Origin of the sequence: Microbulbifer sp. HZ11 (genome assembly GCF_000708675.1) — a bacterium.
GTDB lineage: Bacteria > Pseudomonadota > Gammaproteobacteria > Pseudomonadales > Cellvibrionaceae > Microbulbifer.
This window is the reverse complement of the sequence record NZ_JELR01000002.1, coordinates 857,238-883,962: the sequence shown is the minus strand read 5'-3', so window position 1 is coordinate 883,962 and position 26,725 is coordinate 857,238. Positions and strand designations below refer to the sequence as shown.

General features: G+C 59.1%; 26 protein-coding genes and 1 other RNA gene. 14 read left to right on the top strand and 13 right to left on the bottom strand.

Going from position 1 to position 26,725, the window contains the following annotated elements; translation table 11 throughout:
- Nucleotides 1-72: 72 nt before the first annotated feature.
- The gene (locus AU11_RS11455) at nt 73-1,122 is read right to left on the bottom strand and encodes an AraC family transcriptional regulator (protein WP_051687204.1); all 1,050 of its coding nucleotides are present in this window, start codon (nt 1,120-1,122) and stop codon (nt 73-75) included.
- Nucleotides 1,123-1,303: 181 nt separating this feature from the next.
- On the opposite strand from AU11_RS11455, the gene AU11_RS11450 reads away from it, so the two are divergent.
- A complete protein-coding gene (locus AU11_RS11450; protein WP_043319496.1) occupies nt 1,304-1,633 on the top strand; it encodes a helix-turn-helix domain-containing protein in 330 nt (109 codons plus the stop codon).
- Nucleotides 1,634-1,657: 24 nt separating this feature from the next.
- On the opposite strand, the gene AU11_RS11445 is transcribed toward AU11_RS11450, so the two are convergent.
- The 3 genes from AU11_RS11445 to rpiA all read right to left on the bottom strand — a co-directional run bounded on the left by AU11_RS11445 (nt 1,658) and on the right by rpiA (nt 3,549).
- The gene (locus AU11_RS11445; RefSeq protein ID WP_051687203.1) at nt 1,658-2,002 is read right to left on the bottom strand and encodes a DUF4168 domain-containing protein; all 345 of its coding nucleotides are present in this window, start codon (nt 2,000-2,002) and stop codon (nt 1,658-1,660) included.
- Nucleotides 2,003-2,213: 211 nt separating this feature from the next.
- On the bottom strand, nt 2,214-2,840 hold the full coding sequence (locus AU11_RS11440; protein ID WP_043319495.1) for a transglycosylase SLT domain-containing protein: 627 nt from the start codon (nt 2,838-2,840) through the stop codon (nt 2,214-2,216).
- Nucleotides 2,841-2,871: 31 nt separating this feature from the next.
- Entirely contained in the window at nt 2,872-3,549 is a 678-nt protein-coding gene (gene rpiA, locus AU11_RS11435) for a ribose-5-phosphate isomerase RpiA (protein ID WP_043319494.1), read from the bottom strand.
- Nucleotides 3,550-3,699: 150 nt separating this feature from the next.
- Here rpiA and ilvA point away from each other — a divergent pair, with 150 nt between their 5' ends.
- A complete protein-coding gene (gene ilvA / locus AU11_RS11430; protein WP_043319493.1) occupies nt 3,700-5,223 on the top strand; it encodes a threonine ammonia-lyase, biosynthetic in 1,524 nt (507 codons plus the stop codon).
- Nucleotides 5,224-5,554: 331 nt separating this feature from the next.
- Nucleotides 5,555-5,701: a hypothetical protein gene (locus tag AU11_RS18480; protein WP_197023877.1), complete on the top strand. Its 147-nt coding sequence runs from the start codon at nt 5,555-5,557 to the stop codon at nt 5,699-5,701.
- Nucleotides 5,702-5,815: 114 nt separating this feature from the next.
- Here the strand turns inward: AU11_RS18480 and AU11_RS11420 are convergent, their stop codons facing one another.
- From AU11_RS11420 to AU11_RS11410, 4 genes are all read right to left on the bottom strand, one after another.
- Complete coding sequence (locus tag AU11_RS11420) at nt 5,816-6,427, bottom strand: 5-formyltetrahydrofolate cyclo-ligase (protein WP_231491863.1); 612 nt, start codon at nt 6,425-6,427, stop codon at nt 5,816-5,818.
- Nucleotides 6,428-6,497: 70 nt separating this feature from the next.
- A non-coding RNA gene (gene ssrS, locus AU11_RS18110) (6S RNA) lies at nt 6,498-6,677 on the bottom strand.
- A 171-nt stretch (nt 6,678-6,848) separates the two neighbouring features.
- Nucleotides 6,849-7,157: a cell division protein ZapA gene (locus AU11_RS11415; RefSeq protein WP_043319491.1), complete on the bottom strand. Its 309-nt coding sequence runs from the start codon at nt 7,155-7,157 to the stop codon at nt 6,849-6,851.
- Nucleotides 7,154-7,360, bottom strand: a complete 207-nt coding sequence (locus tag AU11_RS11410) for a TIGR02449 family protein (RefSeq protein ID WP_043319490.1) — start codon at nt 7,358-7,360, stop codon at nt 7,154-7,156. The genes AU11_RS11415 and AU11_RS11410 overlap by 4 nt, the downstream gene beginning before the upstream one ends.
- Nucleotides 7,361-7,666: 306 nt before the next feature.
- Between AU11_RS11410 and AU11_RS11405 the strand changes: the two genes are divergently transcribed.
- The 7 genes from AU11_RS11405 (at nt 7,667) to AU11_RS11370 (ending at nt 15,673) form a co-directional block, all read left to right on the top strand.
- On the top strand, nt 7,667-8,254 hold the full coding sequence (locus AU11_RS11405) for a UPF0149 family protein (protein ID WP_043319489.1): 588 nt from the start codon (nt 7,667-7,669) through the stop codon (nt 8,252-8,254).
- A gap of 32 nt (nt 8,255-8,286) precedes the next feature.
- On the top strand, nt 8,287-9,621 hold the full coding sequence (gene pepP, locus AU11_RS11400; RefSeq protein WP_043319488.1) for a Xaa-Pro aminopeptidase: 1,335 nt from the start codon (nt 8,287-8,289) through the stop codon (nt 9,619-9,621).
- Entirely contained in the window at nt 9,618-10,871 is a 1,254-nt protein-coding gene (locus tag AU11_RS11395) for an FAD-dependent monooxygenase (RefSeq protein ID WP_043319486.1), read from the top strand. The genes pepP and AU11_RS11395 overlap by 4 nt, the downstream gene beginning before the upstream one ends.
- A 96-nt stretch (nt 10,872-10,967) precedes the next feature.
- Nucleotides 10,968-12,203, top strand: a complete 1,236-nt coding sequence (locus AU11_RS11390; protein ID WP_043319484.1) for a UbiH/UbiF/VisC/COQ6 family ubiquinone biosynthesis hydroxylase — start codon at nt 10,968-10,970, stop codon at nt 12,201-12,203.
- A gap of 103 nt (nt 12,204-12,306) precedes the next feature.
- A complete protein-coding gene (locus AU11_RS11385; RefSeq protein WP_043319482.1) occupies nt 12,307-13,368 on the top strand; it encodes a rhomboid family intramembrane serine protease in 1,062 nt (353 codons plus the stop codon).
- Nucleotides 13,369-13,374: 6 nt separating this feature from the next.
- The gene (locus tag AU11_RS11380) at nt 13,375-14,586 is read left to right on the top strand and encodes a hemolysin family protein (RefSeq protein ID WP_043319480.1); all 1,212 of its coding nucleotides are present in this window, start codon (nt 13,375-13,377) and stop codon (nt 14,584-14,586) included.
- Between the two features lie 520 nt (nt 14,587-15,106).
- On the top strand, nt 15,107-15,673 hold the full coding sequence (locus tag AU11_RS11370; protein WP_051687201.1) for a CBS domain-containing protein: 567 nt from the start codon (nt 15,107-15,109) through the stop codon (nt 15,671-15,673).
- Between the two features lie 219 nt (nt 15,674-15,892).
- Here the strand turns inward: AU11_RS11370 and AU11_RS11365 are convergent, their stop codons facing one another.
- The gene (locus AU11_RS11365) at nt 15,893-16,594 is read right to left on the bottom strand and encodes a 2OG-Fe(II) oxygenase (RefSeq protein WP_081848075.1); all 702 of its coding nucleotides are present in this window, start codon (nt 16,592-16,594) and stop codon (nt 15,893-15,895) included.
- Nucleotides 16,595-16,734: 140 nt separating this feature from the next.
- Nucleotides 16,735-18,564, bottom strand: a complete 1,830-nt coding sequence (locus tag AU11_RS11360) for an SLC13 family permease (protein WP_231491861.1) — start codon at nt 18,562-18,564, stop codon at nt 16,735-16,737.
- 289 nt (nt 18,565-18,853) lie between these two features.
- Here AU11_RS11360 and gcvT point away from each other — a divergent pair, with 289 nt between their 5' ends.
- The gene (gcvT, locus tag AU11_RS11355) at nt 18,854-19,942 is read left to right on the top strand and encodes a glycine cleavage system aminomethyltransferase GcvT (RefSeq protein WP_043319475.1); all 1,089 of its coding nucleotides are present in this window, start codon (nt 18,854-18,856) and stop codon (nt 19,940-19,942) included.
- 78 nt (nt 19,943-20,020) lie between these two features.
- Nucleotides 20,021-20,407, top strand: coding sequence for a glycine cleavage system protein GcvH (gene gcvH, locus AU11_RS11350; RefSeq protein WP_043319474.1), 387 nt, complete (start codon nt 20,021-20,023; stop codon nt 20,405-20,407).
- 108 nt (nt 20,408-20,515) lie between these two features.
- On the opposite strand, the gene ptsP is transcribed toward gcvH, so the two are convergent.
- Both ptsP and rppH read right to left on the bottom strand, forming a co-directional pair.
- The gene (gene ptsP, locus AU11_RS11345) at nt 20,516-22,795 is read right to left on the bottom strand and encodes a phosphoenolpyruvate--protein phosphotransferase (protein ID WP_043319471.1); all 2,280 of its coding nucleotides are present in this window, start codon (nt 22,793-22,795) and stop codon (nt 20,516-20,518) included.
- A 105-nt stretch (nt 22,796-22,900) separates the two neighbouring features.
- Nucleotides 22,901-23,404 (bottom strand): RNA pyrophosphohydrolase, encoded by a 504-nt coding sequence (gene rppH, locus AU11_RS11340; RefSeq protein WP_043320442.1) that lies wholly within the window; start codon nt 23,402-23,404, stop codon nt 22,901-22,903.
- 444 nt (nt 23,405-23,848) lie between these two features.
- Between rppH and AU11_RS11335 the strand changes: the two genes are divergently transcribed.
- Together AU11_RS11335 and AU11_RS11330 are read left to right on the top strand one after the other, a co-directional pair.
- A complete protein-coding gene (locus AU11_RS11335) occupies nt 23,849-24,541 on the top strand; it encodes an HAD family phosphatase (RefSeq protein ID WP_043319467.1) in 693 nt (230 codons plus the stop codon).
- A 97-nt stretch (nt 24,542-24,638) separates the two neighbouring features.
- Nucleotides 24,639-25,805, top strand: a complete 1,167-nt coding sequence (locus AU11_RS11330) for an imelysin family protein (RefSeq protein ID WP_043320441.1) — start codon at nt 24,639-24,641, stop codon at nt 25,803-25,805.
- A gap of 86 nt (nt 25,806-25,891) precedes the next feature.
- On the opposite strand, the gene AU11_RS11325 is transcribed toward AU11_RS11330, so the two are convergent.
- Complete coding sequence (locus AU11_RS11325) at nt 25,892-26,425, bottom strand: DUF882 domain-containing protein (RefSeq protein ID WP_043319465.1); 534 nt, start codon at nt 26,423-26,425, stop codon at nt 25,892-25,894.
- Nucleotides 26,426-26,725 lie beyond the last annotated feature (300 nt).

The following is a 26,725-nucleotide window of genomic DNA, read 5'->3' as shown; positions in this document are numbered from 1 at the left end:
AAAAAAACCGCGGCTTGCCGCGGTTTTTTTGTGTAAAGCGTAGAGTTATATACTCGCGCTTAGGCTCGGTTTCTATCCCCGGTATTTTTCCCGGTAGGCACCCGGAGCCAGCCCGGTCCATTTCTTGAAGGCCCGGTTGAAGGCGCTCGGTTCGGAAAAACCCAGGCGTTCGGCGATTTCCGCCACCGCAGTCTCCTGACCCTTGAGCTGATACATGGCCATATCCCGGCGCACCGAATCTTTGATGTCCTGCCAGCTGTTGCCCTCGTCTTTGAGGCGGCGGCGCAATGTCTGTGGCGAGGTGTACAGGCGCTCTGCCACATCGTCCAGTGACAGGTTTTCAATACTGTTGTCACTTTGCAGCATACGCCGGATGCGACCGGTGTAGCTGTTGTCGGACTTGTACTGGCTGAGCAGACATTCCGGCGCGCGTGACAGAAACTCGCTCAACTGTTGTGCGTCCCGCACCAGCGGCATGCTCAGGTAGCGGGTATTGAATACCAGGCAGGTTTCCTGCTGGTGGAAATAGTGCCGGCAGGGAAACATATCAGCATATTCTTCCGGGTAATCCGGCGGTGGGAATGCAAGGTGCACCCGCTCCAGCAGAATGGTGCGGTCGATCAGCCAGCTGAAAAAGCGCAGCCAGATGACTGACAGAGATTCGACAAAATTCTGGTTGGGCAGCTGCTTGCGATTTTCGTGGTGGAAGATAAGACGGGCTTCTTCGCCATCTTCCACCAACTTGATATGCAGGTCGTCACTCACCATGTCCACAAAGCGCGCCGAGCGCAGCAGGGCACGGCGCAGGCTGGGACAGGTGATGGTGGCATGGCCCATCATGGCGAAGGTTCCGGGCAACCAGGGGCGTGCCAGGTAGCCACTGGACTCGTCGCCGAGCTCATCCCACAGGCGGCGCAGCAGGCGTGCCAGTTGTTCACGGCCGATTCGGGCGTCGGGGGCCATTGCTGTGGGCAGGTCGATACCAGCGTGCAGCAGTAGTTGATCACAGTCCACACCGGCGGCGCGGGGGCCGGCCAGATGCGCAAACACGGCGGCGGCCAGAATGCCGGGTTCCTGGCGCTGCTCGACTTCTTGAGGCTTCTCTTCTGTCTCCACGGTCACGCTTCCCGCTGTCTGCTAATTGGATACCTGTGGCCGGATTATGCAAAAAGGTGCATAAAAAGTCGCGCCTGTTGGAAGAGTGGTGCATTTTGGTGCGTGGCTGAATGTGTGCTTTCGGTGTGCTACAAAGGGGGAGCGGGCAGCCGAATCCTGCCTTTCAATGCCAATACAAGGAAGTCTTATGTCCCAATCCCTGAACAGCGGCCTCAACCCCACCATCTGTCGCCGGTTACTGGTGGCCTACCTGATCGAGCGGCTGCCGCGGCCGAATAACCCTGCGCTGGAGGACATAACCGGCTGGCCTCGCCGGACGATTCAGGATGTGATTGCCAAGGGGCTGCCAGGGCACGGGACTCTGGTGGAATTTGTGCAGCAGGGGGTGCGCAATAACGATGGGTATTACGAACTGAAAGACTGGGGGTCGATCGACCGCCACTGGGTGCGGGGGAACCTCGTAGCAATTGCCGAGGTGCTGGCACTGGCGCCGGAGCAGATCCCGGCGCCGGATTGAGCCTGGTTGGCTCCGTCGTGCGTGTTACTGTGGGGTCGCGGCTTTCTGCAGAATCGCGTTTACTTTTTTCAGCAGTTCAGGGTCGTTGCGCAGCTGGGTGGCGATGCCCTGGTATTCTTCTTTGCTCAGACCCGCGCTCTGAACAGCGGCCACCATTTTGCTCTGGGCTTCCACATTGATCGCTTCGGCGGCGGCGGCATCGGCAGCGGCTTTGATCTTCGGCGCGTATTCCTGGCTCAGGGTCACAATGGAACGGTAGGCGTCGGCAAATTTCTGCAGCTGTGCTTCGGATATGGCGGTTTCCGCAAAGGCGCTGGATACAGCGAGAGCCAGGGCGAGAGCGGCGGAAAAGATGACGGTCGGCTTCATGAGCACCTCTCATTATCGGAAAGAAACGCATCTGTGCGGAGTTGCACGCCCAGCGTCGGGTGAGGGCTACAGGGCCTTGGCATCGATAAAGATCGAGGGTGTGCGGCAAAGCGCTGTCTGCAAAGGGTAGTTGGTATTCCGGGGCGGTTGGGAAATTCGCCGCCACTTCCTCCGCTAAACGGCCAATTTTCTCGGCTTGGTAATCATCGGGTCAAAACAGCCCCAGGAACTTTTTCCGTTTTTTCAGCGAGGCCTCGCAACTGTTGAGCTGCCGCTGGTAGGTCTGTGCCCGCGCCGATACCTTTTTGGCCACATTTTTTAGCCATTGTTTGTTGCGGAAAGTGCGGCGGTTAAACCCGCCTTGGCCCTCGTGGTAGGCGAGATAAAGATGATAGGTATCGTTGGGCTTGATACGGCACTGGCGCTGGCTGGTGTTGTGGTACCAGCCGACAAAATCGATGGCATCTTCAAAGTCGTCGCGATCCCCGCGGTAGTTGCCGGTGGAGCGCTGGTAGCCTTTCCAGGTGGTGCCCAGGGCCTGTGCATACCCGTAGGCATCGGAGGGGCGCGGGCCCGGGATTATCCACAAAATCTTGGTGCGCGGTGGCTTGGCGTCGTGCACAAAGCGGGATTCCTGGTGCAGGGTGGCCATCATGGTGGCGATGGGGGTGTTCCACTTGCGCGCGGATTCCGCGGCTTCGTGGTACCAATCATCCTTTTCGCGGAAAATTTCACACAGGTCGTCGGTATTGCTCGGGGGCGTGGTGGCACAGCCCGTTGCCAGCAGGATTGGCAGGGCGAGCAGTGCCATGGCACATTTTTTATTGTTGTGAATCATTCGTTCGCTAGTAACAGGTTTTCGGTCAGGGTCAGACCTTGGACTTTACCGTTTTGACGCCGTCGGCTGTGCCGAGCAACAGAACGTCCGCCGGGCGTGCGGCAAACAGCCCATTGGTGACGACACCAGTGATATTGTTGATGGCGTCTTCCAGCTCCAGAGGTTTGGCGATCTGCATATTGTGCACGTCGAGGATGACATTGCCATTGTCGGTGGTCACACCTTCGCGATACACCGGGTCGCCCCCCAGTTTGACGATTTCCCGCGCCACATAGGAGCGCGCCATGGGAATGACTTCCACCGGTAACGGAAAATTGCCCAATACTTCTACCCACTTGCTGTCGTCGGCGATGCACACGAACTCTTCGGAGCAGGCGGCAACGATCTTTTCCCGGGTGAGCGCAGCGCCGCCCCCCTTGATCAGTTGCAGCAGCGGGTTGGTCTCGTCGGCGCCGTCCACGTACACGCGGATAGTGTCTACCGCATTGAGGTCATACACCGGGATACCGTGGGATTTGAGACGCTCGGCGGAGGCCTCCGAGCTGGCAACGGTGCCGTCGAACAGCCCTTTCTTCTCGGCCAGATAGTCGATAAAGAAGTTGGCGGTGGAGCCGGTGCCGACGCCGACAATGGTGTCGGATTCCAGCATCGGGGTGATGTATTCCACGGCGGCGCGCGCGACTGCCTGCTTGAGTTGATCCTGATTCATAAGGAAATATGCGTCCTTGTGCAATTTTTGCCATCAAAATGCCCGCGAATGAAAATTTTTGCGCGCAAAAGTGGCTCGTTGGTGGCTTTGCTGCTGTGTAGCGATTAGACTGGCGGGCTTGTAAACACTCATCGGCTGCCGATTTCTGCCATGCCCAAGTCCTATATCAAGCGCATTTTAGACGCGCGCATTTACGATGTCGCCATCGAAACCCCGCTGGAGCCCATGCGTCAGCTCTCTCACCGCCTTGGCAACCGTATTCTGCTGAAGCGCGAAGACCTGCAACCAGTGTTCTCCTTCAAGATTCGTGGCGCTTACAACAAACTCCTGCAGCTTCCTCCCGAGCAGCGCGCCAAGGGCGTGATTGCAGCCTCTGCGGGCAACCATGCTCAGGGGTTGGCGCTGGGCGCGCAACAGCTCGGTGTACGCGCCACCATCGTGATGCCTTCCACCACGCCGGCGATCAAGGTGAATGCGGTGCGTATGCGCGGTGCGGAAGTGGTCCTGCACGGAGACACCTTCGATGAAGCCGCGGCACTGGCGAAACAGCTGGTGGAGGAGCGCGGTCTGGTGTTTATCCACCCCTACGACGATCCCGATGTGATCGCCGGCCAGGGCACCGTGGCGATGGAGCTGTTGCGCCAGCAGCCGGGCAATCTGGATGCGGTGTTCATCCCCGTGGGGGGCGGTGGCCTCGCCGCGGGTATGGCTGCCTATATCAAGTACGTGCGCCCCGAGATCAAGGTGTATGCGGTGGAGCCGGAAGACGCGGCCTGCCTGAAGCTCGCCATGGATCAGGGCAACCGCGACGGGCGTCTGCCCCAGGTCGGCCTGTTTGCCGACGGTGTGGCGGTGGCGCAGATTGGCGAGGAAACCTACCGGGTGCTGCGGGAGACCATCGACGGGGTGATCACGGTCACCACCGATGAGATCTGCGCGGCGATCAAGGACATTTTTGAAGATACCCGCTCCATTGCCGAGCCTGCCGGAGCCGTCGGTCTCGCGGGCCTGAAGAAATACGCAGAGCAGAGCGGCGAACAGAATCAGGCACTGGCGACAGTGTGCAGTGGCGCCAACACCAACTTTGACCGCCTGCGCTATATCAGCGAGCGCACCGAAATCGGTGAGAAGCGAGAAGCCGTACTGGCGGTGACCATCCCTGAAAAAGCGGGCAGTTACCTGCAGTTCTGCCGGGATCTGGGTGACCGCTCCATTACCGAGTTCAACTATCGCTACGCCAATTCTGGCGAGGCGCATATTTTCGTCGGTATGCAGGTCACCACTGATGCGGACCGCACGCAGTTGGTGCACCAGTTGGAGAGTGGCGGCTACCGGGTTACCGACCTTACCGACAATGAAATGGCCAAGTTGCATATTCGCCACCTGGTGGGTGGCCGCGCCCCTGGTGTGGATAACGAGGTGGTGTACCGCTTCGAGTTCCCGGAGCGCCCTGGCGCCCTGCGTAATTTTCTCGAGCAGCTGGCTGGGCGCTGGAACATCACTCTGTTCCATTACCGCAATCACGGGGCGGCTTATGGCCGCGTTTTGGTGGGGCTGGAGGTGGCCGATGACGAGCGCGCGGAGCTCGGTGGGTTACTCGACAAACTGCACTATCCCTTCTGGGATGAGACGGAGAATCCAGCATATCGTTTTTTCCTGGCGCAGAAGGACTGAGTGGGATGGTGAAATGTGCGCCTGTCGCCAGTTTTTGCGACGGGTAGATCACTGAACTGGCTCTGTCGAACTTGCAATCTGTAATTTGTGAGGGATCTCTCAAAAAAAAGCGCTTGACGGGTTACTATTTGGCCACTGATCGAGTATCTTTTGAGCGGTAATTGGCCCCTACTGGTCAGTTTCGGACAGTGAAATCAACGGTGCGATTTTTTGTGCCCTTGAGGAACTTTCCGGATGGTAATGGTCCAATTCACCACTGGTGGCGCAGATCACCAGGCGCGACAAGAAGATACCGAAAACAACAAGAATTCAGATCTACAGGATGGTCCCCATGAAACCCGATGCATTGACACTCGCAGTAGTTGTCTTTGTTGCGGGCGTACTGCTGAGCAGCAGTGGCTTGACCGAGGTGTTCTCTTCCGACCAGGAAGAGGCTGACGTCCCGGCGGCCCTTCAGCAGGGAGTTGTCACTCGCTGACCGCTCCGCCCGTAGGCCTTATGCCAAACAAAAAAGCCGGCCCCTGGAAACAGGGGCCGGCTTTTTTGTATCTGCTCGTTGGTCGCATGAAGGGTTGGTTGGGCCGCGGGCTGCTCAGCGACAGCGGTAAAGACGCTGATCCGTCGCCACCAGGGCCAGCGGTATATCCCAGCTCTCTGCCGGTAACTTCGGCACGCACTGCAGTTGATGTGCCACGCCGACCAGTTGCGGACCGCTGCCCGGGCGCAGGTGTTTGAAGGCAAAGGTGCGGTCGTAGTAGCCCGCACCCATTCCCAGCCGTGCCCCGCTCGGGTCGAAGGCCACCAGCGGCACCAGCACCATATCCAGCTTCTGTGGCGCGCGAACGGCGCCGCCCCCGATCACCGGTTCGGGAATTCCATAGCGGTTACGGTAGCGCAGAAGGGCTCCGGGCCAATGGATAAAGGTCATGGTGGTGCGCCCGGGGCGCGGTAGTGCCGGCAGGTAGAAATGTTTGCCGGGAAAGCGGGCCAACAGGGGGCGCGGGTCGATTTCGCCATCCATTGGCCAGTAGATGCCGATATGGCGTGCCCGCTGCATTTCGGGGCTGCGTGCCAAACGCTGGCAGAGCCGGCGGCTGGCCCTTCGCTGCTGATTGGTGGTCAGCCCCCGGCGAGCGGCGCGGATCTGTTTGCGCAATTGTGTTTTGGCGGGCAGAGCAGATGGCAATGTGGCGGAGTCTGACATGGGCGCGCTGCAATCACCGGCGGCTGATGCTCCATGCGGAAAGCCCGACTCCGCCGGTATGACAAGAATTAGGAGCCCCGAAGATGCGGCTGAAGACATAGCCTTGAACCGTAAGGCTCAAGGTGGGGGTTCCCGGAATGCATAAGGCTTTCCGCTACATGGCGGACTTGCACACCAACATCCGCTGGGAACCTCCAGGGTAGAATTATCGGCTCAGGACATAGTCAACTGGCCAACACTTCAGGGCGAGTAAGCAGTATACCTCTTGGCACCCATCTTGGCTAAACGCACTTTCGCGCCAAAAGGGTCTTTTTTGTAATCGTCAAGGGCAATAGGGAGGTGTAAGCGAAAGGAGTTCAAGTGATTCGAACCGCTGCGAACGGCATCGAAGGCAACAACCGTAATTGGTTATTTATACCGTTCAGAGGTTGTCGAATTTGCTCAGTGCCGCTTGAACTTTTTCGTGCAGGCGGTCGAGCATCTGCTCTTCAACCGGTTGGCGCGCCAACCCGGCTTTGGCCTGGATCAGTTCATGGGCAATATTCAGTGCCGCCATCACGGCAATACGCTCAGCGCCGATGACGGTACCGCCATTGCGGATTTTTGCCATGCGTTCATTAAGCAGTTTCGCCGACGCCTGCAGGCCGGCCTGCTCGTCTTCGGAGCAGGCTACCCGGTACTCTTTATCGAGTATCGTGACCGCGACGGACTGGTTCGGTTTACTGCTCATGCGTTTTCTTGGCTCAGGCCCTTCAGGCGATTGATCATGGTTTCAACGCGTGTGCGGGCAATTTCATTATTTTTTATCAGCCGTTGGCGCTCCTGCTGCCACTGGCCTTCCTGCTCGCGCAGGGCGCGGTTGTCGGCTGCCAGCTGTTGATACTGTTGGATCAGAGTATCCAGCTTGAGTTCTAACGCCTGTATCTTGTCCATAATTCCTGCGTATTCGGTGCACCGCCCGCTCCGTTAACCTGACAGAAACCTGACAGAGGTTCCCTAGCCGGGGGATTCCGCTACTATATTGCCGGTGAAATTTAGGGTCAATTACCTACTATTACGGTTTGTGCGTACTCAAGTTCGCGCTGGCCGTTGCCTAGCCAATATTCCACCAGTTTGGTGAAATATTCACACATTCGGTTGCTCTTGTCGGATTATCCCGTGAGACTAGCGCGAATTCTTGGCGGCCGTTCAAATTTTCGGCATATCGTCTGCCGTATCGTCTATGCATTTGGAGTATTTATGTCCGCTGGATCCGCAAAGTCCGTAACTAAGATCTCGTTTGATGATCTGGCAAACCAGATCGTCGCCGCCGGCGGCAGAATCGGTCCCAGTGAATTGCACGGATTTATTTGCGGTGTACTGGCGGCGGGCGCGCGCCCGGATAAGTCCCGTTGGCAGAAAGAGGCAGCGGAATTTCTCGATCTCGACGGGGTGCCCGCTGATCTGAACAGTAACGTGCAGACACTGGTAGAAAAAAGCCTGGCGGACTTCACCGATAAAGAGTTTTCTTTTCAGCCCCTGCTCAGTGACAGCGATGAGCTGGCCGAACGCGGCCAGACTCTGTGTCTCTGGTGCGAAGGTTTCCTGCACGGTTTCGGTGTCGGCAAGTACGCGGGTGAACTACTGCCCACGAGCAGTGAAGCGCTGAAAGATATGGCGGAAATTGCCCAGCTGGATGCAGAGGGAATGGAGAATGATGTTGAGCAGGAGCGCCAGTTGTTTGAGGTGCAGGAGTATGTGCGTATGGGGGCACTGAATATATTTGTGGAGTGCAACGGCGCTCCTGCTGCGGGCGGCGATTCTTCCTCCGGGCCCACACTGCACTGATGTATTTCTGACCCTGGCGCTACTGCTCACCAATGAATATTTCTAAAGCCGAATACGCGCGTCGCCGCCAGCGCCTGCTGGATGCCATGCCGGAAAACAGTGTGGCCATTGTGCCGTCTGCCCGCGAACAGCTGCGTTCCCGGGATACCTATTTTCCATTTCGCCAGGACAGCGACTTTCTCTACCTGAGCGGTTTCGACGAACCGGAGTCTCTGCTGGTGCTGGCCCCGGGACGCGAGCAGGGAGAAACACTGCTGTTTTGCCGTGAGCGCGATGAGGAAAAAGAAATGTGGGATGGCCCGCGGCTGGGGCCGGAGCGGGCTGCGGCACATTGCGGCCTGAGCGATGCATTCCCCATTGGTGACCTCGACGATATCCTCCCGGGCCTGCTGGAAGGGAAAGATTTCATCTGTTTCACCATGGGGCGTTTTCCACAGCTGGATCGGCGCCTGCAGTCGTATCTACAGACCATTGAGTGCGCCCCTGGGAGCAGTGGAGCACCGCAGATGCGGACGCTCGATCCGCTGTTACACGATTTACGTCTGTACAAGAGTGCGGCGGAGGTCCGCCTGATGGCGCGGGCTGCGGAAATCAGCGCGCAGGGGCATTGCCGTGCGATGCAGGTATGTCGCCCGGGCATGTTTGAGTATGAGCTGGAAGCGGAGTTACTGCATACCTTTACCAGTGCCGGCGCGCGACAGCCCGCCTATCCGAGTATCGTCGGCAGTGGGGGCAACGCACTGGTGATGCACTACATCGCCAATAATGCGCAACTGAAAAGCGGTGATCTGGTGCTGATTGATGCGGGCTGTGAGTTCCGCGGCTATGCCGCCGATATTACCCGTACGATTCCCGTCAATGGTCGCTTCAGTGGTGCGCAAAAAGCGGTGTATGAAATTGTGCTCGCCAGTCAGCTGGCGGCAATCGCCCAGTGTCTGCCGGGCAATGACTGGGATCAGCCTCACCTCGCCAGCGTGGAGATTATTGTGCAGGGGCTGAAAGATCTTGGTCTGCTCCAGGGGGAGGTTTCCGGCCTGATCGAATCGGGCGCCTATCGGCAATTCTATATGCATCGGGTCGGCCACTGGCTGGGGATGGATGTACACGATGTTGGCGACTATAAAGTGCATGGACAGTGGCGCCAGCTGGAAGCGGGTATGACCATGACAGTGGAGCCGGGAATCTATATTGCTGCAGATGCGCCCTCGGTGCCGGAAAAATTCCGCGGTATCGGTATTCGAATCGAGGACGACGTGGCCCTGACCAAAGATGGCAACAGGGTATTGTCTGCGGCAGCGCCGAAAACCATTGCCGATATCGAACATCTCATGAGCGCCGGAGATCTTGTACAGGAGGCTCTGCTGTGACGGAATCCATTCAGGATACGGATATCGCGATTGTTGGCGGCGGCATGGCCGGCGCCAGTCTCGCATTGCTGCTGGCCCATCATTGTCCCCAGCTGAACGTTGCCCTGCTGGAGCGTCAGTCCGTTTCCGCGGTGGAAACACCGCTCACTCTGCCGAGTTTTGATACCCGTGCCACCGCCATTGCAGCGGGCAGCCTGAGTATTTTTTCGCAACTGGGGCTGTGGCCGGCACTGCAGGAATTTGCCGAGCCGATCCGCCAGGTACAGGTGTCGGATCGTGGGCACAGCCTTGGTGCCAGTCTCGATGCGCGTCGGGAAAAAGCCGCGAGCTTCGACGGAATGCTCGGGGCCGTGATCGAGAATGCGGCCCTTGGACCCCTGCTGTATCGGGCACTGGAAAAGACTTCGGTGCAGCTACTGGATAACGCGCAGGTAACGGATGTGGAGATGCTGTCATCGGGCGCAAAATTGCATATTCAGCGCGCCGATAACATATCGTCCCTGCAAACCCGCCTGCTGGTGATTGCCGATGGTGCCGGCTCTGCATTGTGCAACCGGCTCGGCATCTTGACGTCAAAGGTGGATTATCAGCAGCAGGCGCTGGTAACGACCGTGGGCCTGCAACGGGATCATCGCGGCATCGCTTTCGAGCGCTTTACCGATACTGGGCCGATGGCGCTGCTGCCGCTGCCCAAACGGCACGGGGTGCATCGTGCTGCACTGGTGTGGACCTGTGAGGAAAGCGCGCAACCATCCCTGGCAGATTTGCCGGAGAGAGATTTTATCCGGCACCTGCAGCAGACCTTTGGCTGGCGCGCCGGTCGAATTATTCGCGCCGGTAAAGTCCATAGCTATCCGCTCACCCTGTCACTGGCCCGGGAACAGGTGCGCCGCGGTGTAGTGCTGGTTGGCAACAGCGCCCATTTCCTGCATCCCGTCGCCGGGCAGGGTTTTAATCTGACACTGCGGGACTGCGATGGTCTGGCCCGTACCATTGGTCGGACAGTGGCGGAGAAAGGACCGGATTTCGTCCGTACCGGTCCCGGCGAGCTAGACTTACTGGAGGCCTATTGGCGCGAACGTCAACATGACCAGCAGCTCACTATTGGCTTCAGTGACAAGATTCCGCCGCTGTTTGCCTCCCGCAACCTGTTGACCAGTGGGTTGCGTCAATTGGGGCTGCTGGGGCTGGCGCTGACGCCGGCCACGCGGACGGCATTTGCCCGCCAGGCGGCAGGAATTACTGCTTAGGCGCGCCGCACACTATAAAGGTTCGGATTCTAGGTACGACCGATGCAGCGGTCACTCGATACCTTCACAACTCTTCATTCCGGAGATTTTCTGCCTATGAACAGACAGCGAATGGACGTAACCATCGTCGGTGGTGGCATGGTGGGTATGGCGCAGGCCGCTTTGATGGCGGTGCGTTATCCACAGTTGCGGATTTCGCTGTTGGAAGCATCGTCGGTGGAACCACCGGTGCGGCCCGATACCTACGACGCCCGGGTTGTGGCCCTCACCGAGGCTTCGCGCGACCTGCTGGAGGAGACGGGCGCCTGGTCGCTGATTGCCGGCAAGCGCGAGTGCCCCTATACGCAGATGCGGGTGTGGGACGCCGAGGGCACCGGCTCGGTGTACTTTGATTGCCGCGATGTGAAGTTACCCAACCTGGGGCACATTGTGGAGAACAACGTGATTCTCCAGGCGCTGCGTCAGCGCATTGATGCGCTTCCCAATGTGGACATGGTCACCGGATTCAAGCTGGAAAGCTGGTGGCGCGACTGCGGTCTCTGGCATTTGCAGTCACGGGATCCGAACCGTGAGCAGGTAGAAGGGCTGGAGGAACAGGCTCCAGTGCTTACCACCCGATTGCTGGTGGGTGCCGATGGCGTGCGCTCGCGGGTGCGGGATCTGCTGCGCATTCGCACGCGGGATGTCGAGTACCAGCAGACCGCACTGGTATGCGTGGCGCGGTGTGAAAAATCGCATCAGAATACCGCCTGGCAGCGTTTCCTGGATAGCGGACCGCTGGCGTTTCTGCCGCTGTCTGGGCTGGGTGATGATCGTCACTGTGCGGTGGTGTGGTCCGCCGATGACAGCCTTGCCCGTGAATTGGTGATGCTGGATGACAAGGCATTCGCGCTGAACCTGGAAAAGGCGTTTGAAAGCCGTCTCGGCGGTATTGAATCGGTGGGCGAACGTTTTTCCTTTGCCCTGCGTGCCCGTCACGCGGAATCCTATTACGGCCCCGGTGCGGTACTGGTGGGGGATGCGGCTCACAGCATCCACCCCCTCGCAGGCCAGGGGGTCAACCTGGGCATGATGGACGCCCGGGTACTGGCGGAGGAGGTTGGACGGGCGCTCGAGCGCAATATTTCTCCGGCACACGCGTCAGTACTGTCCCGTTACCAGCGCCGCCGTCGCGGTGAAAATGCGTCCACCCTGAAGGCAATGAGCACCTTCAAGTCGCTGTTTGGCGCGGGTGATCTGCACTGGCGCTGGCTGCGCAATACGGGGCTGAGTATGGTGGATGCGAGTCCAATGTTGAAAAAACGCATCATCATGCGGGCCATGTCTGTGTGAATGGATCACGGATGATGAATCTCGAAAACGCGGCGCACCAGCCGCGTTTTTTGTTAGAGTCTGCCACTGATTTTCATGTGTATTCACCGAGTAGGGGCGCCGTTTGAGTAACTGGATAACTGTCTGCGATTTCCCGCTGGGCAAAGATCTGTCGCCATTGGCGGAATTTATTCGCCGCCATCAATTACCCCTGCGTATCACCGAGGAAAATAACACCCAGGTGGTAGCGAGCCTCGCACCGCAGCTGGTGGATCCCATGCGCCAGTTGCTGACACGCTGGCAGGAAGGCGGAGTTGATCTGGCAGAGGTGACTGTGCACGTACATGACCCTGGCGCGGAGTACCCGCAGGCGGGGGCGGCGGTGGATTCACAGGCGGGTACCGAAACGGTTGATGACGGGGGGCGGCAGGCGGCTGAAGTAGATACTGCACCTGGCACTGAAGAGCGCACCGGCGCGACAGATCCGGTGCAGCGACCCCCTGTGAGTGTGATTCCCCAGTGGCCACTGCAGCAGACCCCGGTGTCGCTGCTATTGATTGCGCTGTGTTTTATCGGCTGGTTTATGCTGCGCCAGGGCTGGGGGGAACCGTTACTTATTTTTCCGCAGCCGAGTGGCGATCTGGAATTGCCCGGCAGCACCCTGGGATTGCATCTGGCGCAGGGTGAGTACTGGCGGCTCTGGTCCCCCGCGATGGTGCATTTTTCAATTCCCCATGCACTGTTCAACAGTCTGGGAATCTGGATTGTCGGCCGCTCACTGGAAGCGCGAGCCGGGTCCCTGTGGTTTGCTTTACTGGCGCTGGTCAGTGCCCCCGCGGCCAACCTCGCACAGTATTATTCCTCTCCACAGAGCCTGTTTGGTGGTATGTCTGGTGTGGTATATGCACTGATCGGCTGTGCATTGGTGGTTCAGCGCTTCCAGCCCCAGTGGCGTGATGTGCCCGGCGCACTGCTCTGGTTATCGGTGGTGTGGCTGCTGGTGTGCATGCTTGGCGTGGTGGATTATTTCATTCCCGGGGGTATTGCCAACGCCGCCCATGTGGGTGGTTTTGTAGCGGGGCTTGCACTGGGACTGGTGTTCTGTCTGGCCGGTGGTAGCCGATACTTTGCGCCGCCGTCAAAAAAAAACGATGATGCGACTCACCATCGCCGGCAACCTTTCTGACAGACAATGCTATTACTGATTATCTACGTCCTCGTCGCTCTGGGATTTTCTTTTCTGTGTTCCATCGCAGAGTCGGTCATCCTGAGTGTCACCCGCCCTTATATTCAGCTGCTGGAGCGGGAAGGGCATGCCTCCGGGAAACTGTTGAGTGAGCTGAAAGCAGACATCAACGCCCCGCTGGCTGCCATTCTGACACTTAATACCGTCGCTCATACAGTCGGTGCCGCTGGTGCCGGGGCGCAGGCGGCTGCGGTGTTCGGCAATCAGTATCTCGGGATCGCGTCTGCGATTCTCACCCTGCTGATTCTGGTATTTTCCGAGATCATTCCCAAGACCCTGGGCGCGGTCTACTGGCGTCAGCTGGCACCGATCACCGCGTTTACCCTGCGTTACCTAGTGATGGTACTAAAGCCCTTCGTATGGTTGTCGGAATGGCTCACCCGCGGTCTCGCACACGGCACCACGCTGACAGGTTTCAGCCGCGAGGAGTTTGCGGTGATGGCGGAAATTGGCGAGGCGGAGGGCCAGCTGGAGAGTCGCGAGTCCAGTATTCTGCACAACCTGTTCTTCACCCTGCGCGATCACACGGTTCGTGAGGTGATGACGCCACGCACCGTGGTGTTCTCCCTGTCTCAGGACATGACCGTCGCCGAAGCCTATGAGCAAGTGGAGAAGAGTCGCTTTTCCCGTATTCCGGTATACGAGCAGGACGATCCCGACCTGGTGGTGGGCTTTGTGCTCAAGCAGGATTTACTACAGGCCTACGCACGGGGTGATCTTGAAGACACCCTGCGTAACCTGCGTCGCGATCTATTGATGCTGCCGGAGACCGCGCCCATTTATCAGGTTTTTCAAAAGATGCTGTCCCGTCGCGTGCAGATCAGTGCCGTTGTCGATGAGTACGGCAGTCTGGAGGGGTTGGTGGCGCTGGAGGATATTCTCGAAACCCTACTGGGTGAAGAAATCGTCGATGAAGCGGATAAAACCCCGGATCGCCAGCAGGTAGCCAAACGCCTGTGGCGGATCCGCGCCAAGCGCCATGGCCTGCGCGTGGATGAGGCTGCTCAGGAAGTGCAGGAAGACGATTGGCCACAGGAAAAACTCGAGCAGCAGGTGAAGTCCGAGGTTAACCAACTGAAGCAGCAGGTGTCACAAGCCGAAGGCTCTACCGCGAAGGATAGCGACACGGATGCGGTGTCAAAAAAACGAAAAAAATAAACCGTTCGTCGCAACTCCCCTTGAATAACAACCTGACAGGGCGCATAACGAGATTGAGAAAAACGTTAAGCCCATCTAGAGATCTGTAGCGTGCGTTTCGGAATTCTGCTGATACTGATGCAATCCTTGCTACTCTGCGCCGAAGGCCGCGCAGAGCCGGCGGGAGTACAGCTGGATTCCGCCGATAAGGTTGTCCGTGTCCTGTTGCAACGGGATGGTGAACCGCCACAGATTGAGAAAGATTCGGCTGCGGTTGCGCCTCAGGCCACCTTCGACACCGAGGGTCCGCTCGTCGCGCCTGCGAAAATTTTTGCATCCCCCATCTTGTCAGCAGCTCCTGCTGCACACACCATCCGCGGGCCACCCGTCCGGTAGTAATTTTCTTTTTATCCAATAAATCACTGGTGTTGGCCGCGCTTTTGTTGCGTTCAATACCTCACGCATTATCGGGCTACGAGCGCGCATTCTATTGTCCGCCCCGACAGCGGCAGCGTGCGCCCGAAAAAAGAGAAGTACTACTATGAAAAAACTGGATTTGGCTCCCCTGCAAGACCTGGACAAACTGGTATTCCCGGAAGAGTTTCACGAACTGAGCCTGGACTCGCCGGCACTGAAATTTGTCACCGATTTCAAAAAGCACCACCCCGCGGTTCTCACCGCTTCCGTCTCTGCTCTGGACGCGGCCCAGGTCCTGCGCACCGGCCATCTCGCCTGGGTACTGGTGATGGATCATCGCGGAGATTTTATCGGGCTGCTCACCGCCGAAGACGTCTCTTATCAGAGAGTCATGCAGCGGGTGGCGGCAGGACAGGTGCGCGGCGACCTGACCGTGGGCGATTTAATGCAGCGCCGGAACCAGTTGCAGCAAATGAAACTCGGCCAGTTACGCGGTGCAAAAATTCGCGATGTACTGCTTGCCATGCGCCAGAGTGGACAGCGTCACTGCCTGGTTGTGGATACCGACAACCACCACGTGCGCGGTGTGATCAGTGCGGAAGATGTGAGCGCGCGCCTGCATCTCGATTTCCCCATTGATCGCCCGGCGAATATGGCGGCTATGGTGCGGGAAGTGGCGGCGGTGCATTAATTTCACGAAAGCTGCCGAGAAGGCCCTGATGCCGGGACAACCTTCTGAGACGTTGATTCGGGCTAAGGCCCTCACCCTGCGGGCGCCTTCGGCGTCCAAAACTTCGTTTTGTCCGCGAGAGGGACCTCGTGGAAGAGCCCCCAGGGATGGGTTCACGGCGTGTCTCAGAAGGTTGTCCCGGCAGCAGGGCCGCCACATAAATAGATCGAGCCTCAGAGCTCAGCGGGCCGGATCAATATTCTCTCCAAGGCTGTTGTTCACCCGGAACCAGCCGGTAACGCTGTAGCGGGGGCGGTGGCTGGTGAGGACTTCGTGGGGGAATTCCTCGGAAAGGAAAATCACCATCTGGCCAAAACGCGGCGCCACCTTCTCGATCACCTCATCACTGTCAGGCGCATAGATCTGCAGCTCACCGCCATCCTGCGGCTGCCAGTTCGGCGTCAGGTAGAGCACCGTACTCACTACCCGGTTGGTGCTGCCCTTGAACGCATCCAGGTGCTTCTTGTAGAAACTCCCGCGATCGTAGCGCGCGTAGTGACATTCGTAATCGAACAGCCCCAGAAACAGCCGCTGGTTCAGTCCCAGTCGCAATGTTTCCGCCCAGCTCAGATACGCTGCCACCGCTGGATTCGAACGGTCCAGCCAGAAAATCTCATCGCTCCGTACAAACTGGTTCAGCTGGTGCTCCTGTTCCCGACCAATGCCCGCGGACTGAAAGCGTGTGCGGTCAATGGAGCGGAAATGCCGCAACATGGAGCCCAAAAGAGAGGGTGGCAGCGGAGCCGGCAGCACAATATAGCCGGTCTCACGCAGAGCGGACGCAATGCGGTCCAGTGGATCGTCGCCATCGGGGCCACGGCGCCGTTCGCGCTCGGTATCAGCCTGCGGGAGTAGCTCCGCAGTGGAAAATGCAGCGTTCAAACAGATCGGTTCCGCAAAAGCTGCGCAGGAAGGGGAGTTGGCATGGTGCCAGGCACAGCGGGTTGAACAGGGCGGACTTTATAACCCCGCCCGCACCACCGCGCCACAAATATTTGTGCCTGGATCGACCGCTCTGAAGATCAGCCCAATACCAGGTTCCAGTTGGTCAGCAATACCGTGATGGTCACGGCACCGACCAGTAGGTTCATGGGGATACCCACCTTCAGGTAATCGGAAAAACGGTAGCCACCAGGGCCGTATACCATCAGGTTGGTCTGGTACCCGAGTGGCGTGGCAAAGCTGGCAGATGCTGCCATCATCACTGCAAACATAAACGGCTCCGGGTTTAGCCCGGCGCTGGCAGTAATCTGCAGAACAATCGGCACCATGATGATGGCCGCCGCGTTGTTGGTCACCATCTCGGTGAGCAGAGAAACGCACAGGTATACCAGAATCAGCATCAACCAGGGGTGGCCGGAAGACAGAGAGATGACGCCTTCTGCCAACATCGCCGCCACGCCGGTTTTCTGCAGGGCAACGCCAAGGGCGAAGGAGGCAGCGATGGTGATCAGCACCGGAAGGTCGAGGCTTTTCTGTGCCTGGTTCACCGAGCAACAACGGGCTACCAGCATGGCGCCGGCGCCCATCAGCGAAGCATTCAGCATACTGACCACACCGGAAGCTGCTGCCAGCACGATGGCGATCAGGATCAGCCAGGCGGTGAGGCCTTTTTCATGGCGCGGGCTTTCCGCCTCCAGATCATTGATCAGCAGAAAGTCCTTGCTGTAGCGCTGGCGCAACACGAAACCGGGGCGCGCCTCCAGAAGTAATGTGTCACCGGCTTTCAGTTTCGTGCTGCCCAGATTGCCGGAAACACGTTCCCCCTGACGCGCCACCGCCAATACCGCGGCGCCGTAACGCTTGCGGAACTGGGCATCGCGGATGGTGCTGCCGATCACCTCGCAGTGCGGCGAAACCACCACCTCCACCAGACTGCGCTCCTCAAAGCCGCCCTTGAGCGCGGCTTCCTCGTGGTCGTGATCCGAGGGCACAATGCCGCGCATACGCAGCAGGTCGGAAATGGCTTCGGTGTCGCCGGCAAACACCAGACGATCGCCGCCGCGCAGCTTTTCTTCCGAACGCACCGGCGTAATCACCCGGTTGTCCCGATCAATTTCCACCAGATACACCCGACGCAGCCCCCGTAGCCCGGCCTCTTCCACGGTCTGGCCCACTAGCGGCCCTTTGCTGTCCACCGCCACTTCCAGAGTGAACTCCCGCAAATTGCCAAACGGCTGTTTTTCGCGGCGATCCGGCAGCCAGCGCGGGAAAAAGATCAGCATGAATGCGACGCCAACCAGTGCCGCGGGCAGGCCCACGGCGGCAATTGAGAACAGAGAGAAGCCCTCGTTGCCGGTGATCGACTGGTACTGGCCGTTGACCACCAGATTGGTACTGGTACCAATAAGCGTGAGGGTGCCACCGAGAATGGCGCCGTAGCTGAGCGGAATCATCAGCTTGGAGGGGGGCACATCGATACGCTTGGCCCAGGCGTTCAGGGCGGGAATCATGGTGGCCACCACCGGCGTGTTGTTGAGGTAGCCGGACAGGGCCACCACCGGCGCGAATACCCGCATCATGGCGGAGCGGGTGGTTTTGGGGCGCCCCAGCAGGTGTTTCACCATCATGTCGATCCCACCGGAGGCGTGGATGCCGGTGGCCACCACGAACATGGCGGCGACGGTAATCAGGCCGCTGTTGCTGAAACCGGACAGGGCCTCCTCGGGTGACAGAATACCGGTAACGCTCAGCAGGGTGAGCGCCGCCATCATCACCAGATACGCGTGGACGCGGGTAAAGATCAGTGTGGCCAGTACGGCGAAGACAAGAAAGAGTGAAAACCAGCCAGACCAATCCATAGCGGTGTATTTATTGAGTAGGTAACGGGTGAGAAGGCCTGAGAGGCCCATTTGACGGTTAAAGCTACTGTAAACCCCTTAGCGCCAAAAGTTCTTTTTTCGCATATTTATATAGCGAGTGCGTGATAACCCGCCCAGACAAGGTCCGGCCACAGGCGCGCGGAAAGCGGGCGGCGGCTGACATTGCGCTCCATAAGTCATGGCAAAGCATATTTTTCACTGCGGCTGCTAGTCTTTGCAGAGTATCGGCATCTGGTAAGCCCGGTAACACGGCCGTTAGAATACGCGGCTTTCAGGCAAATGCTCGACAGACAATAACCGACACGGGATTCAGCTCAGAATGGGAAACAAAACCGCGCTTTATGATGCCCACGTCGCCATGGGCGGCAAGATGGTGGACTTTGGTGGCTGGGATATGCCGCTGCACTACGGCTCACAGCTGGAAGAGCACCACAAGGTGCGCAAGTCCGCGGGCATGTTTGACGTTTCTCACATGACCGTGGTGGATGTCGATGGCGAAGGTGCTCGGGATTATCTGCGCATCCTGCTGGCCAATGACGTGGCCAAGCTGGATGGTAATGCGGGTAAGGCGCTGTATACCGGCATGCTGAATGAGAGTGGGGGCGTGGTGGACGACCTGATCGTGTATTTGCGCGATCCCGGCTACCGGGTTGTGGTGAACTGCGCTACCCGCGAGAAGGATCTGGCGTGGATGAGCGAGCAGGCCAAGGCTTTTGACGTAACCCTGACCGAACGCCCGCATCTGGCGATGGTGGCGATTCAGGGCCCGGAGGCCATCGCTAAGGTAAAGGAAGTACTGGGTATCGACTGGACGGCGACGATCGACGGTCTCAAGGTGTTCAACAGTGTGGCCCGTGGCGACTGGTTTGTGGCGCGCACCGGTTACACCGGTGAGGACGGTCTGGAAATCATGCTGAACAATGAAGATGCACCAGGCTTTTGGCACGCGCTGGCGGACGCTGGTGTGGCGCCCTGTGGTCTCGGCGCGCGGGATACCCTGCGGCTGGAAGCGGGTATGAACCTGTACGGCCATGAAATGGACGATGACACTTCCCCACTGCAGGCCAATATGGCCTGGACCATTGCCTGGGAACCGGCAGATCGTAAATTCATCGGTCGCGAGGCGCTGGAGCAGGAAAAAGCCGCCGGTGTGGAAAACAAGCTGGTGGGCCTGGTACTGGAGGAGCGCGGTGTTCTGCGTGCGGGCCAGCAGGTTGTGGTGGACGGCAGTGATCGCCGCGGTATCATCACCAGCGGCACTTTCTCTCCGACATTGGGCTTTTCCGTTGCGATGGCCCGGGTGCCGGTGAATGTAGGTGATTCTGCGCAGGTGGAGATCCGCAACAAGCTGATCCCGGTGCGGGTGGTTAAACCGAGTTTTGTGCGCAACGGCAAGTCGCTGGTGTGAGCACGGGGTTGGGCTTTTGGCCTGACAAATGGATAGACTGTTTACAGTATTTTTTGAGCTTATCTGAGGGAAGAACCCATGAGCGAGATTCGCAGCGAACTGAAATACGCTTCCAGCCACGAGTGGGCGCGCCTGGAAGAAGATGGCACTGTTACCGTAGGCATCAGCGATCACGCCCAGGATGCACTGGGTGATGTGGTTTACGTTGAAACTCCGGAAGTGGGCCAGACGGTGTCTGCCGGTGAAGAGGCGGGTGTGGTTGAGTCGGTGAAGGCGGCAAGCGATATCTACGCGCCGATTTCCGGTGAGGTGATTGCGATCAACGAAGCACTGGAAGACGAGCCGGAAACCGTGAACTCCAGCCCGTACGACGACGGTTGGTTCTTCAAGATCAAACCGAGCGATGAGAGCGAGCTGGAAAAGCTGCTGGACGCGGACGCGTACAAGGCAGAGAACGACGACTGATCCTTGTTGTCGACTCTGATGCAAAAACGCCGGGCAATGCCCGGCGTTTTTGTTTATAGATAAGTGGTAAATGGTGGATGCGCTGCGCTTATCCACCAGAAAACAGGCTCAGGAATCCGAACTCGCCTCCGCCTTCTGCGGCTGCAGCAGCCCACCAATCCCCAGGTCCTGTAAATACCCGTGCAGGCGTTCTTCAATCTGCTCCGGACACTCCATGGTCAACACCTGTTGGAGCAAGCGGTCAATGTCTGACTTGTTCACTTCCCGCAGCGCGGCCTTGACCCGCGGCAGGTTGGTGGCGTTCATGGAGAGGACGTCGTAGCCCATGGCCACCAGTAGCAGTGCGCCGCCCGGGTCTCCCGCCAGTTCACCACAAATACCCACCTTGGTGCTGGTCTCGTGACAGGCGGTGACTACCTGCAGCAGTGCCTGCAGTACCGAGGGGTGGAAGCTGTGGTAGATACTGGCCACGCGGCTGTTGTTGCGGTCGACGGCGAGCAGGTACTGGGTGAGGTCGTTGCTGCCCACGGACATGAAGTCGACGCGCTTGGCCAGTTCGCGGGCCTGGTACACCGCGGAGGGGACTTCGATCATGATGCCCAGCGGCGGGCGTTTGATGGCGTAGCCTTCGTCGATCAGTTCGTCGTAGGCGCGGTTGACCAGTTTGCGCGCGGCTTCCACTTCGCTGACGCCGGTGATCATCGGCAGCATGATGCGCAGGTTGTCGAGCCCGAGGCTCGCTTTCATCATGGCGCGCACTTGTCCCAAAAAAATTTCGGGGTGGTCGAGGGTGACACGGATGCCGCGCCAGCCGAGGAAGGGGTTGGTTTCCTCGATGGGGAAGTAGGTAAGGGCTTTGTCGCCGCCGATATCCAGGGTGCGCATGGTCACCGGGCGCGGGGCGAAGGCCTGTAACTGTTCACGGTAAATCTCCCGCTGCTCCTCTTCCGAGGGGAAGCGGTCGCGCAGCAGGAAGGGGACTTCGGTGCGATAGAGGCCGACACCTTCGGCGCCGCGCTCCAGGGAGCGCACGACATCAGCCATCAGGCCGGTGTTGACCCACAGACGCACCCGGTGGCCGTCGGCGGTTTCCCCGGGCAGCTTGGCGAGGTGGTCGAGGTTGCGCGCCAGTTCGCGCTCTTCGGCGACAATGGCTTCATAGTGGCGGCGGAGCTCGGGGCCCGGTTGCAGGTGCAGGTCGCCGCGGTAACCGTCGACGATCATGTCGACCCCATCGACCTGCTCCCAGGGCAGTTCCTGTGCGCCCATTACCGCGGGCACACCCATGGCGCGGGCGAGGATGGCGACGTGGCTGTTGGACGAGCCCTTTACCGAGACCAGGCCGGCGAGCTTTTCCCGCGGCACGTCGGCAAGTACCGATGCGGTCAGCTCCTCGCCAATAAGGATGGTGTTGGCGGGGTAATCCCGCTGGCTCTGTTCCTGCTGGCGCAGGTGCATCAGAACCCGCGCACCCAGGTCGCGCACATCGGCGGCGCGATCGCGGAAGTAGGAGTCGGACATGGCTTCGAAACGGCGCACATGTTCCAGCATGACCTCGGCCCAGGCGCGGCTGGCGGTGAGCTTCTGGCGGATGCGCTCGCACACCTCGACGGCGATGGAGCTGTCGTCGAGCATGCTGATATAGGCGTCGAAGAGGGCGCGCTCTTCTTTGTTCAGGTCGTTCTTGAGGCGCTCGCCCACTTCGCGGATTTCGCTGCGCGCTGCGGCCAGGGCCTGCTGGAACAGGGCCAGTTCCGCATCCACATCCATCGAACAGGCGAAGGGCACTGTGGCGAGGTTGGCTGGCGGCGCGACGATATGTGCACGGCCGATGGCAATGCCCGGGGAGGCGGCGAGACCGCTGAACTTGGCTTCATTGCGCTGCTGCCCCATGGTGGCCAGGGCGCCGGTGGCTTCGGCGTGGGCGATGACTCCGGCAAGCTGGGCCGACAGGGTGACCAGAAAGGCTTCTTCACCCTCGTCGAAACGGCGGCGCTCGGCCTGCTGTACCACGAGTACACCCAGGACATTGCGGTGGTGGATGATGGGGGTGCCGAGAAACGCGGAAAACCGTTCCTCCCCAGTGGCGGGAAAGTACTGATACGCGGGGTGGGCCTCGGCGTGTTCCAGGTTGATCGGCTCTTCGCGGGTGGCCACATTGCCCACCAGGCCTTCCCCGGGGGCCATATGTACCTGGCCCACGGAGTCCTGGTTGAGGCCCTCGGTGGCCATCAATACATAATTGCCGGAGTGCTTGTCGCGCAGATATACCGAGCAGACCTTGGTCTGCATAACGTCGCGCACCCGCCGGACAATAATATCCAGCGCCGAGGGCAGGTCCCGTGCGGTGTTAACTTCCTGAACAATACTGCGCAGTGATCCGAGCAAAATGGCTTTCCTCGCCGAAATCCGTGCCGGCCCGATGCCGGCGTCGTCGCTGCTGGGCGCGTTCCCGGGCGGGCCTGGCGTTCATCGCGGCACCGCCTGTGCGGGTTACTGGTCGCGTTTCAGCCAGCGTCTCTCCAATTGTATTTGCGTGGGCGCCAGCTCTGTAAGGGCGCGCCGGTAAACCTCCCGCTTGAAGGTCACCACTTTGGTCAGAGGGTGCCAGTAACTCACCCACCGCCAGTGATCAAATTCCGGTTTGTAACCGTTATTGAAACTGATGTTGCTTTCCTCGGCATTCAGCTGTAACAGAAACCATTTCTGCTTCTGGCCGATGCACAGAGGCTCCGAGCGGCGTCGCACCAGTCGGTGCGGCAGCCGGTAGCGCAGCCAGCCGCGGGTGCTGCCGAGCAGGGTCACCTGACTTCTGGTCAGCCCTACTTCTTCGTAGAGTTCCCGGTACAACGCCTGCTCCGGGGATTCGCCGGGGTTGATGCCCCCCTGCGGGAATTGCCACGCGTCCTTTCCGCCTACCCGGCGCGCCCAGAGAGCCTGGCCGCGCTCATTCAGAACAATGATACCGACGTTGGGACGGAAGCCCTCGCTGTCGATGTTGCTGTCGTTGCCCGAAGTTGTACCAGAGGTTTCCGCCGCGGCCTTGCGTTGGGGTTTACCGCCGTTGGGGCGGTCATTGCGCGCGGAAGATCTGGCGGGTCTGCGGCGGTGCTTTCGCCCGGCGGGTGTCTGCTTGCCGTCGCCCAAAATACCGTCCTCAATTTTGCCGGTGCGCAAATCGTCGAGGGGGAGTAACCCCAGCGCACCATAATGTCCTGCATTGTTCCACAGGGACTGGTTTACGGCAATTCAGTGAGGTGGTCGATGTAACGTATTGGCCAGCAAGGTAAAATCTCACGCCCTGAAAAAGGGACAGCAACCAACGGAAGTGGTACCTCCGTCCGCACCCGGGTGTGAGCGGGTCTGAATTCGGCGCAAAAAATTTCCCGGCAGGGCAACCTGTGCGCCACCGGTGCCCTATAGTCAACTAAGGAGATTTCTGTGCAGCTGGCGATTTTTGACCTGGACAACACGCTGATTGGTGGCGATAGCGACCACGCCTGGGGTGAATTCCTGGTAGCGCGTGATTGTGTGGATGGGGAGCGGTTCCGCAGCGAGAACGACCGCTTCTATCGGGACTACCAGCAGGGTTCCCTGGATATTTTTGCGTACCTCTCGTTCGCGCTGGAGCCGCTGGCCCAGTTATCCCGTGGCCAGCTGCAGAATTTGCAGCAGGAATTCATGCGGGAAGTGATCGGGGAAATCTGGCTGCCGCACGCGGAAACCCTGATCCAGAAGCACCGTGACGCTGGCCACCACATCATGATCATTACCGCCACTAACCGCTTTGTAGTGGAGCCGATCGTTGCACGCCTGGGGGTGGATACCCTGTTGGCGACGGAGCCGGAAGAGGTTGACGGCAAGTTCACTGGCCAGGTAGCGGGCGAGCCCTGCTTCCAGGAGGGCAAGGTGGTGCGTTTGCGCCAATGGCTCGAGGCGCACCCTCAGTACGCTGAGGGCGAAAAGTGGTTCTACAGTGACTCCATTAACGATCTGGCGTTATTGCAGCAGGTCGAGTATCCCATTGCGGTGGATCCGGATAACCGTCTGCGCGCGGAGGCGCAGGCTCGCGGGTGGAAAGTGATCAGCCTGCGTGGCGATGTGGAAGATTTTGCCAGCGCGCTGGAATGGTAGGCCGGGGCCGGCTATTCCGGACGTTACTTTAAATTGCAGTGTAAACACAGGGTCTTAGGGTTTGTTTGAACAGCGAAAAAACGCAGTATCCCGCAGCATGTCTCTGGTGCTCATGCTCAGCGGTTTTCTGGTGCTGGGTAGCGGGTGTGAGCGCAAGCCCACGCCCACCAGTGAAGAGGTGGAAACGGTGCCCGTACCTGCCCAGGCAGTGAATGAGGCGGCGGCCGAAGCTTATTCTGCCGAGTACTGGCAGGCGGGTCAGGCGCAGATTATCGATGCCCAGGCCGCGGCTCAGGCCCTGGAGCGGGCGGTGGCGCAGCTTTTGATGGCTCCCACCGAGGATCATCTGGAGTCTGCCAAGCTGGCCTGGCTGGATGCGCATCGGGAGTTTTCCGCGTCGATGCCATTTATCGAGGTGGCCTTTGCGCCGACGGAGTTGCAGCAGCAGGGCAAGGATCTGTTGCTCGCCTTGAACAGCTGGCCGGTGCAGGCTGGATATCTGGATACGGTACCGGGTTACTCCACCAGCGGCATTGTCAACGATACGGCCATCGAACTGACCCTGACCAATCTGCGCAAGCAGCACCGGCTTACCGCCCACGAGGAGGCGAGTACCGGCTTTCACGCCCTGGAAATTATGCTATGGGGCCCTACCAGTGAACGCTCCGCGGAGCAGTTCAGCGAGTCTAGCGGCGGTGAAGAGCCGAAGGCTCAGGCTTCCAACCGGCGTCGGGAACTGACGCGCCTTATTACCCAGGGGATCAGCGAAGACATGGCGCAGCTGGCCAATCGCTGGCCCGTGACCGCCAATGATCTGTCGCAGTCCTACCTGGCGCGAGACCCGGTGGCGCGGCTGCAGCGAATCCGCGCGGCACATATCGATCTGCTGCGCAATCAGGTGCTGCCGCGGATTCCCGAGAGCTCCGAGAGTGATGTGGAGAGCGGGTTGGCGGCAAATTCCAAACAGGCACTGCTGGCAATGTTGCGCAATGTGCAGGTGGCATGGTTGCCCGGCGAGGGCAGTGGGCTGGCGGATTTGCTGCTGGATCGCCATCAGACTGCGGCTCTAGCGGAAACCTTCGGTCTACTGGAAGAGCGTCTGTTGAAGATGGAGGACCCCATCGAACTGGCAGCGCCGGCCGAGCTGCAACGCAGCCGGCAGCAGGTCGAAAAGCTGCTGGGACTGATCTCCGGTGACACCAAAGTGCCCGCCCGGGAAGAGGAGATGACACCGGTGAGCGTAACCATTCCAGCGGCGGAATAAACTACTCCGCGGATACAGAAAACCCAGGCATTGCCTGGGTTTTCTGGTTTATGGCCAACCTGTTTACCGGTCGGGATCGCTGCGGATTACCAGCGGCGTACCGGGCCAGTGTCCACGTGTACGAAGTTACTCTTCGGATAGTAACCCACACCACCGGCCTTCAGATTGATGGCCGCCTGGCGCAGCTTGGACAGTGATACACCCGGCATGCGGATGTCCAGTGCCATACCACGGGTGTGGTAGCTGCGGCGTGCCACACCGCGACCCGCGGCGCGGAGCTTGGCGTTGGTCTTGGGCGAGCGGTATCCGGAGATAATCTCGATCTCGCCGTTGTAGTTCAGTTTTTCCTTGAGTTTGTACACGATGTCGAACAGTTTCGGGTCCATGCGTGTTACCTCATTGGCGCGGTGGTCGCGCAGCAGTCGGTTGAACTGCTTGAGGCCGCTGCTATCGTAGTCGCCATCCGCCCAGTAGGCGGTGTTCAGGCGTTCACCGGTGTGCAGGTTACGCATTTTCAGATTGCGCGACTTGCCCACTTTTGCCATAGCGGGGCCGGCCGAAACCGCCGCCGCGGTAGCTGCAGAAACTGCTAAAAACCTGCGTCTGGAAAGTTCTTTCATACCCTGTTACCGCCTTTGGTGTCTGAGTGAGTTGTGCCCTTAGGGGGCCTCTAGTCTTCGAGTTGCTTCCGGTGCCTCTCGCGATGTCTGCACTGTATAAAAAATAATCTTTGGTTACAAACCGATCAGCTCTGATAACAAATTGATCAAAAAATAACCTGGATATTTTTTTCTAATGCTCTAGGCCGCTCGAATTTATTTTGCCTACAGGGTCCAGTTATGTTCCGAAAATGTGGTGACAGCGTTGTCATAAGTGGGAAATTATTTTTCTGTGACTCGGTGGTTTCGGGTACAGGGTTT

Coding starts and splice junctions, on each gene's coding strand:
- gcvH (WP_043319474.1), top strand. CDS start 20,021: ATGAGCGAGATTCGCAGCGAACTGAAATACGCTTCCAGCCACGAGTGG.
- AU11_RS11380 (WP_043319480.1), top strand. CDS start 13,375: ATGCTATTACTGATTATCTACGTCCTCGTCGCTCTGGGATTTTCTTTT.
- AU11_RS11325 (WP_043319465.1), bottom strand. CDS start 26,425: ATGAAAGAACTTTCCAGACGCAGGTTTTTAGCAGTTTCTGCAGCTACC.
- AU11_RS11410 (WP_043319490.1), bottom strand. CDS start 7,360: ATGGACAAGATACAGGCGTTAGAACTCAAGCTGGATACTCTGATCCAA.
- ilvA (WP_043319493.1), top strand. CDS start 3,700: ATGCCCAAGTCCTATATCAAGCGCATTTTAGACGCGCGCATTTACGAT.
- pepP (WP_043319488.1), top strand. CDS start 8,287: ATGAATATTTCTAAAGCCGAATACGCGCGTCGCCGCCAGCGCCTGCTG.
- AU11_RS18480 (WP_197023877.1), top strand. CDS start 5,555: ATGAAACCCGATGCATTGACACTCGCAGTAGTTGTCTTTGTTGCGGGC.
- AU11_RS11415 (WP_043319491.1), bottom strand. CDS start 7,157: ATGAGCAGTAAACCGAACCAGTCCGTCGCGGTCACGATACTCGATAAA.
- AU11_RS11450 (WP_043319496.1), top strand. CDS start 1,304: ATGTCCCAATCCCTGAACAGCGGCCTCAACCCCACCATCTGTCGCCGG.
- AU11_RS11370 (WP_051687201.1), top strand. CDS start 15,107: ATGAAAAAACTGGATTTGGCTCCCCTGCAAGACCTGGACAAACTGGTA.
- gcvT (WP_043319475.1), top strand. CDS start 18,854: ATGGGAAACAAAACCGCGCTTTATGATGCCCACGTCGCCATGGGCGGC.
- AU11_RS11390 (WP_043319484.1), top strand. CDS start 10,968: ATGAACAGACAGCGAATGGACGTAACCATCGTCGGTGGTGGCATGGTG.
- rpiA (WP_043319494.1), bottom strand. CDS start 3,549: ATGAATCAGGATCAACTCAAGCAGGCAGTCGCGCGCGCCGCCGTGGAA.
- AU11_RS11330 (WP_043320441.1), top strand. CDS start 24,639: ATGTCTCTGGTGCTCATGCTCAGCGGTTTTCTGGTGCTGGGTAGCGGG.
- AU11_RS11445 (WP_051687203.1), bottom strand. CDS start 2,002: ATGAAGCCGACCGTCATCTTTTCCGCCGCTCTCGCCCTGGCTCTCGCT.
- AU11_RS11420 (WP_231491863.1), bottom strand. CDS start 6,427: ATGTCAGACTCCGCCACATTGCCATCTGCTCTGCCCGCCAAAACACAA.
- AU11_RS11440 (WP_043319495.1), bottom strand. CDS start 2,840: ATGATTCACAACAATAAAAAATGTGCCATGGCACTGCTCGCCCTGCCA.
- AU11_RS11405 (WP_043319489.1), top strand. CDS start 7,667: ATGTCCGCTGGATCCGCAAAGTCCGTAACTAAGATCTCGTTTGATGAT.
- AU11_RS11360 (WP_231491861.1), bottom strand. CDS start 18,564: ATGGGCCTCTCAGGCCTTCTCACCCGTTACCTACTCAATAAATACACC.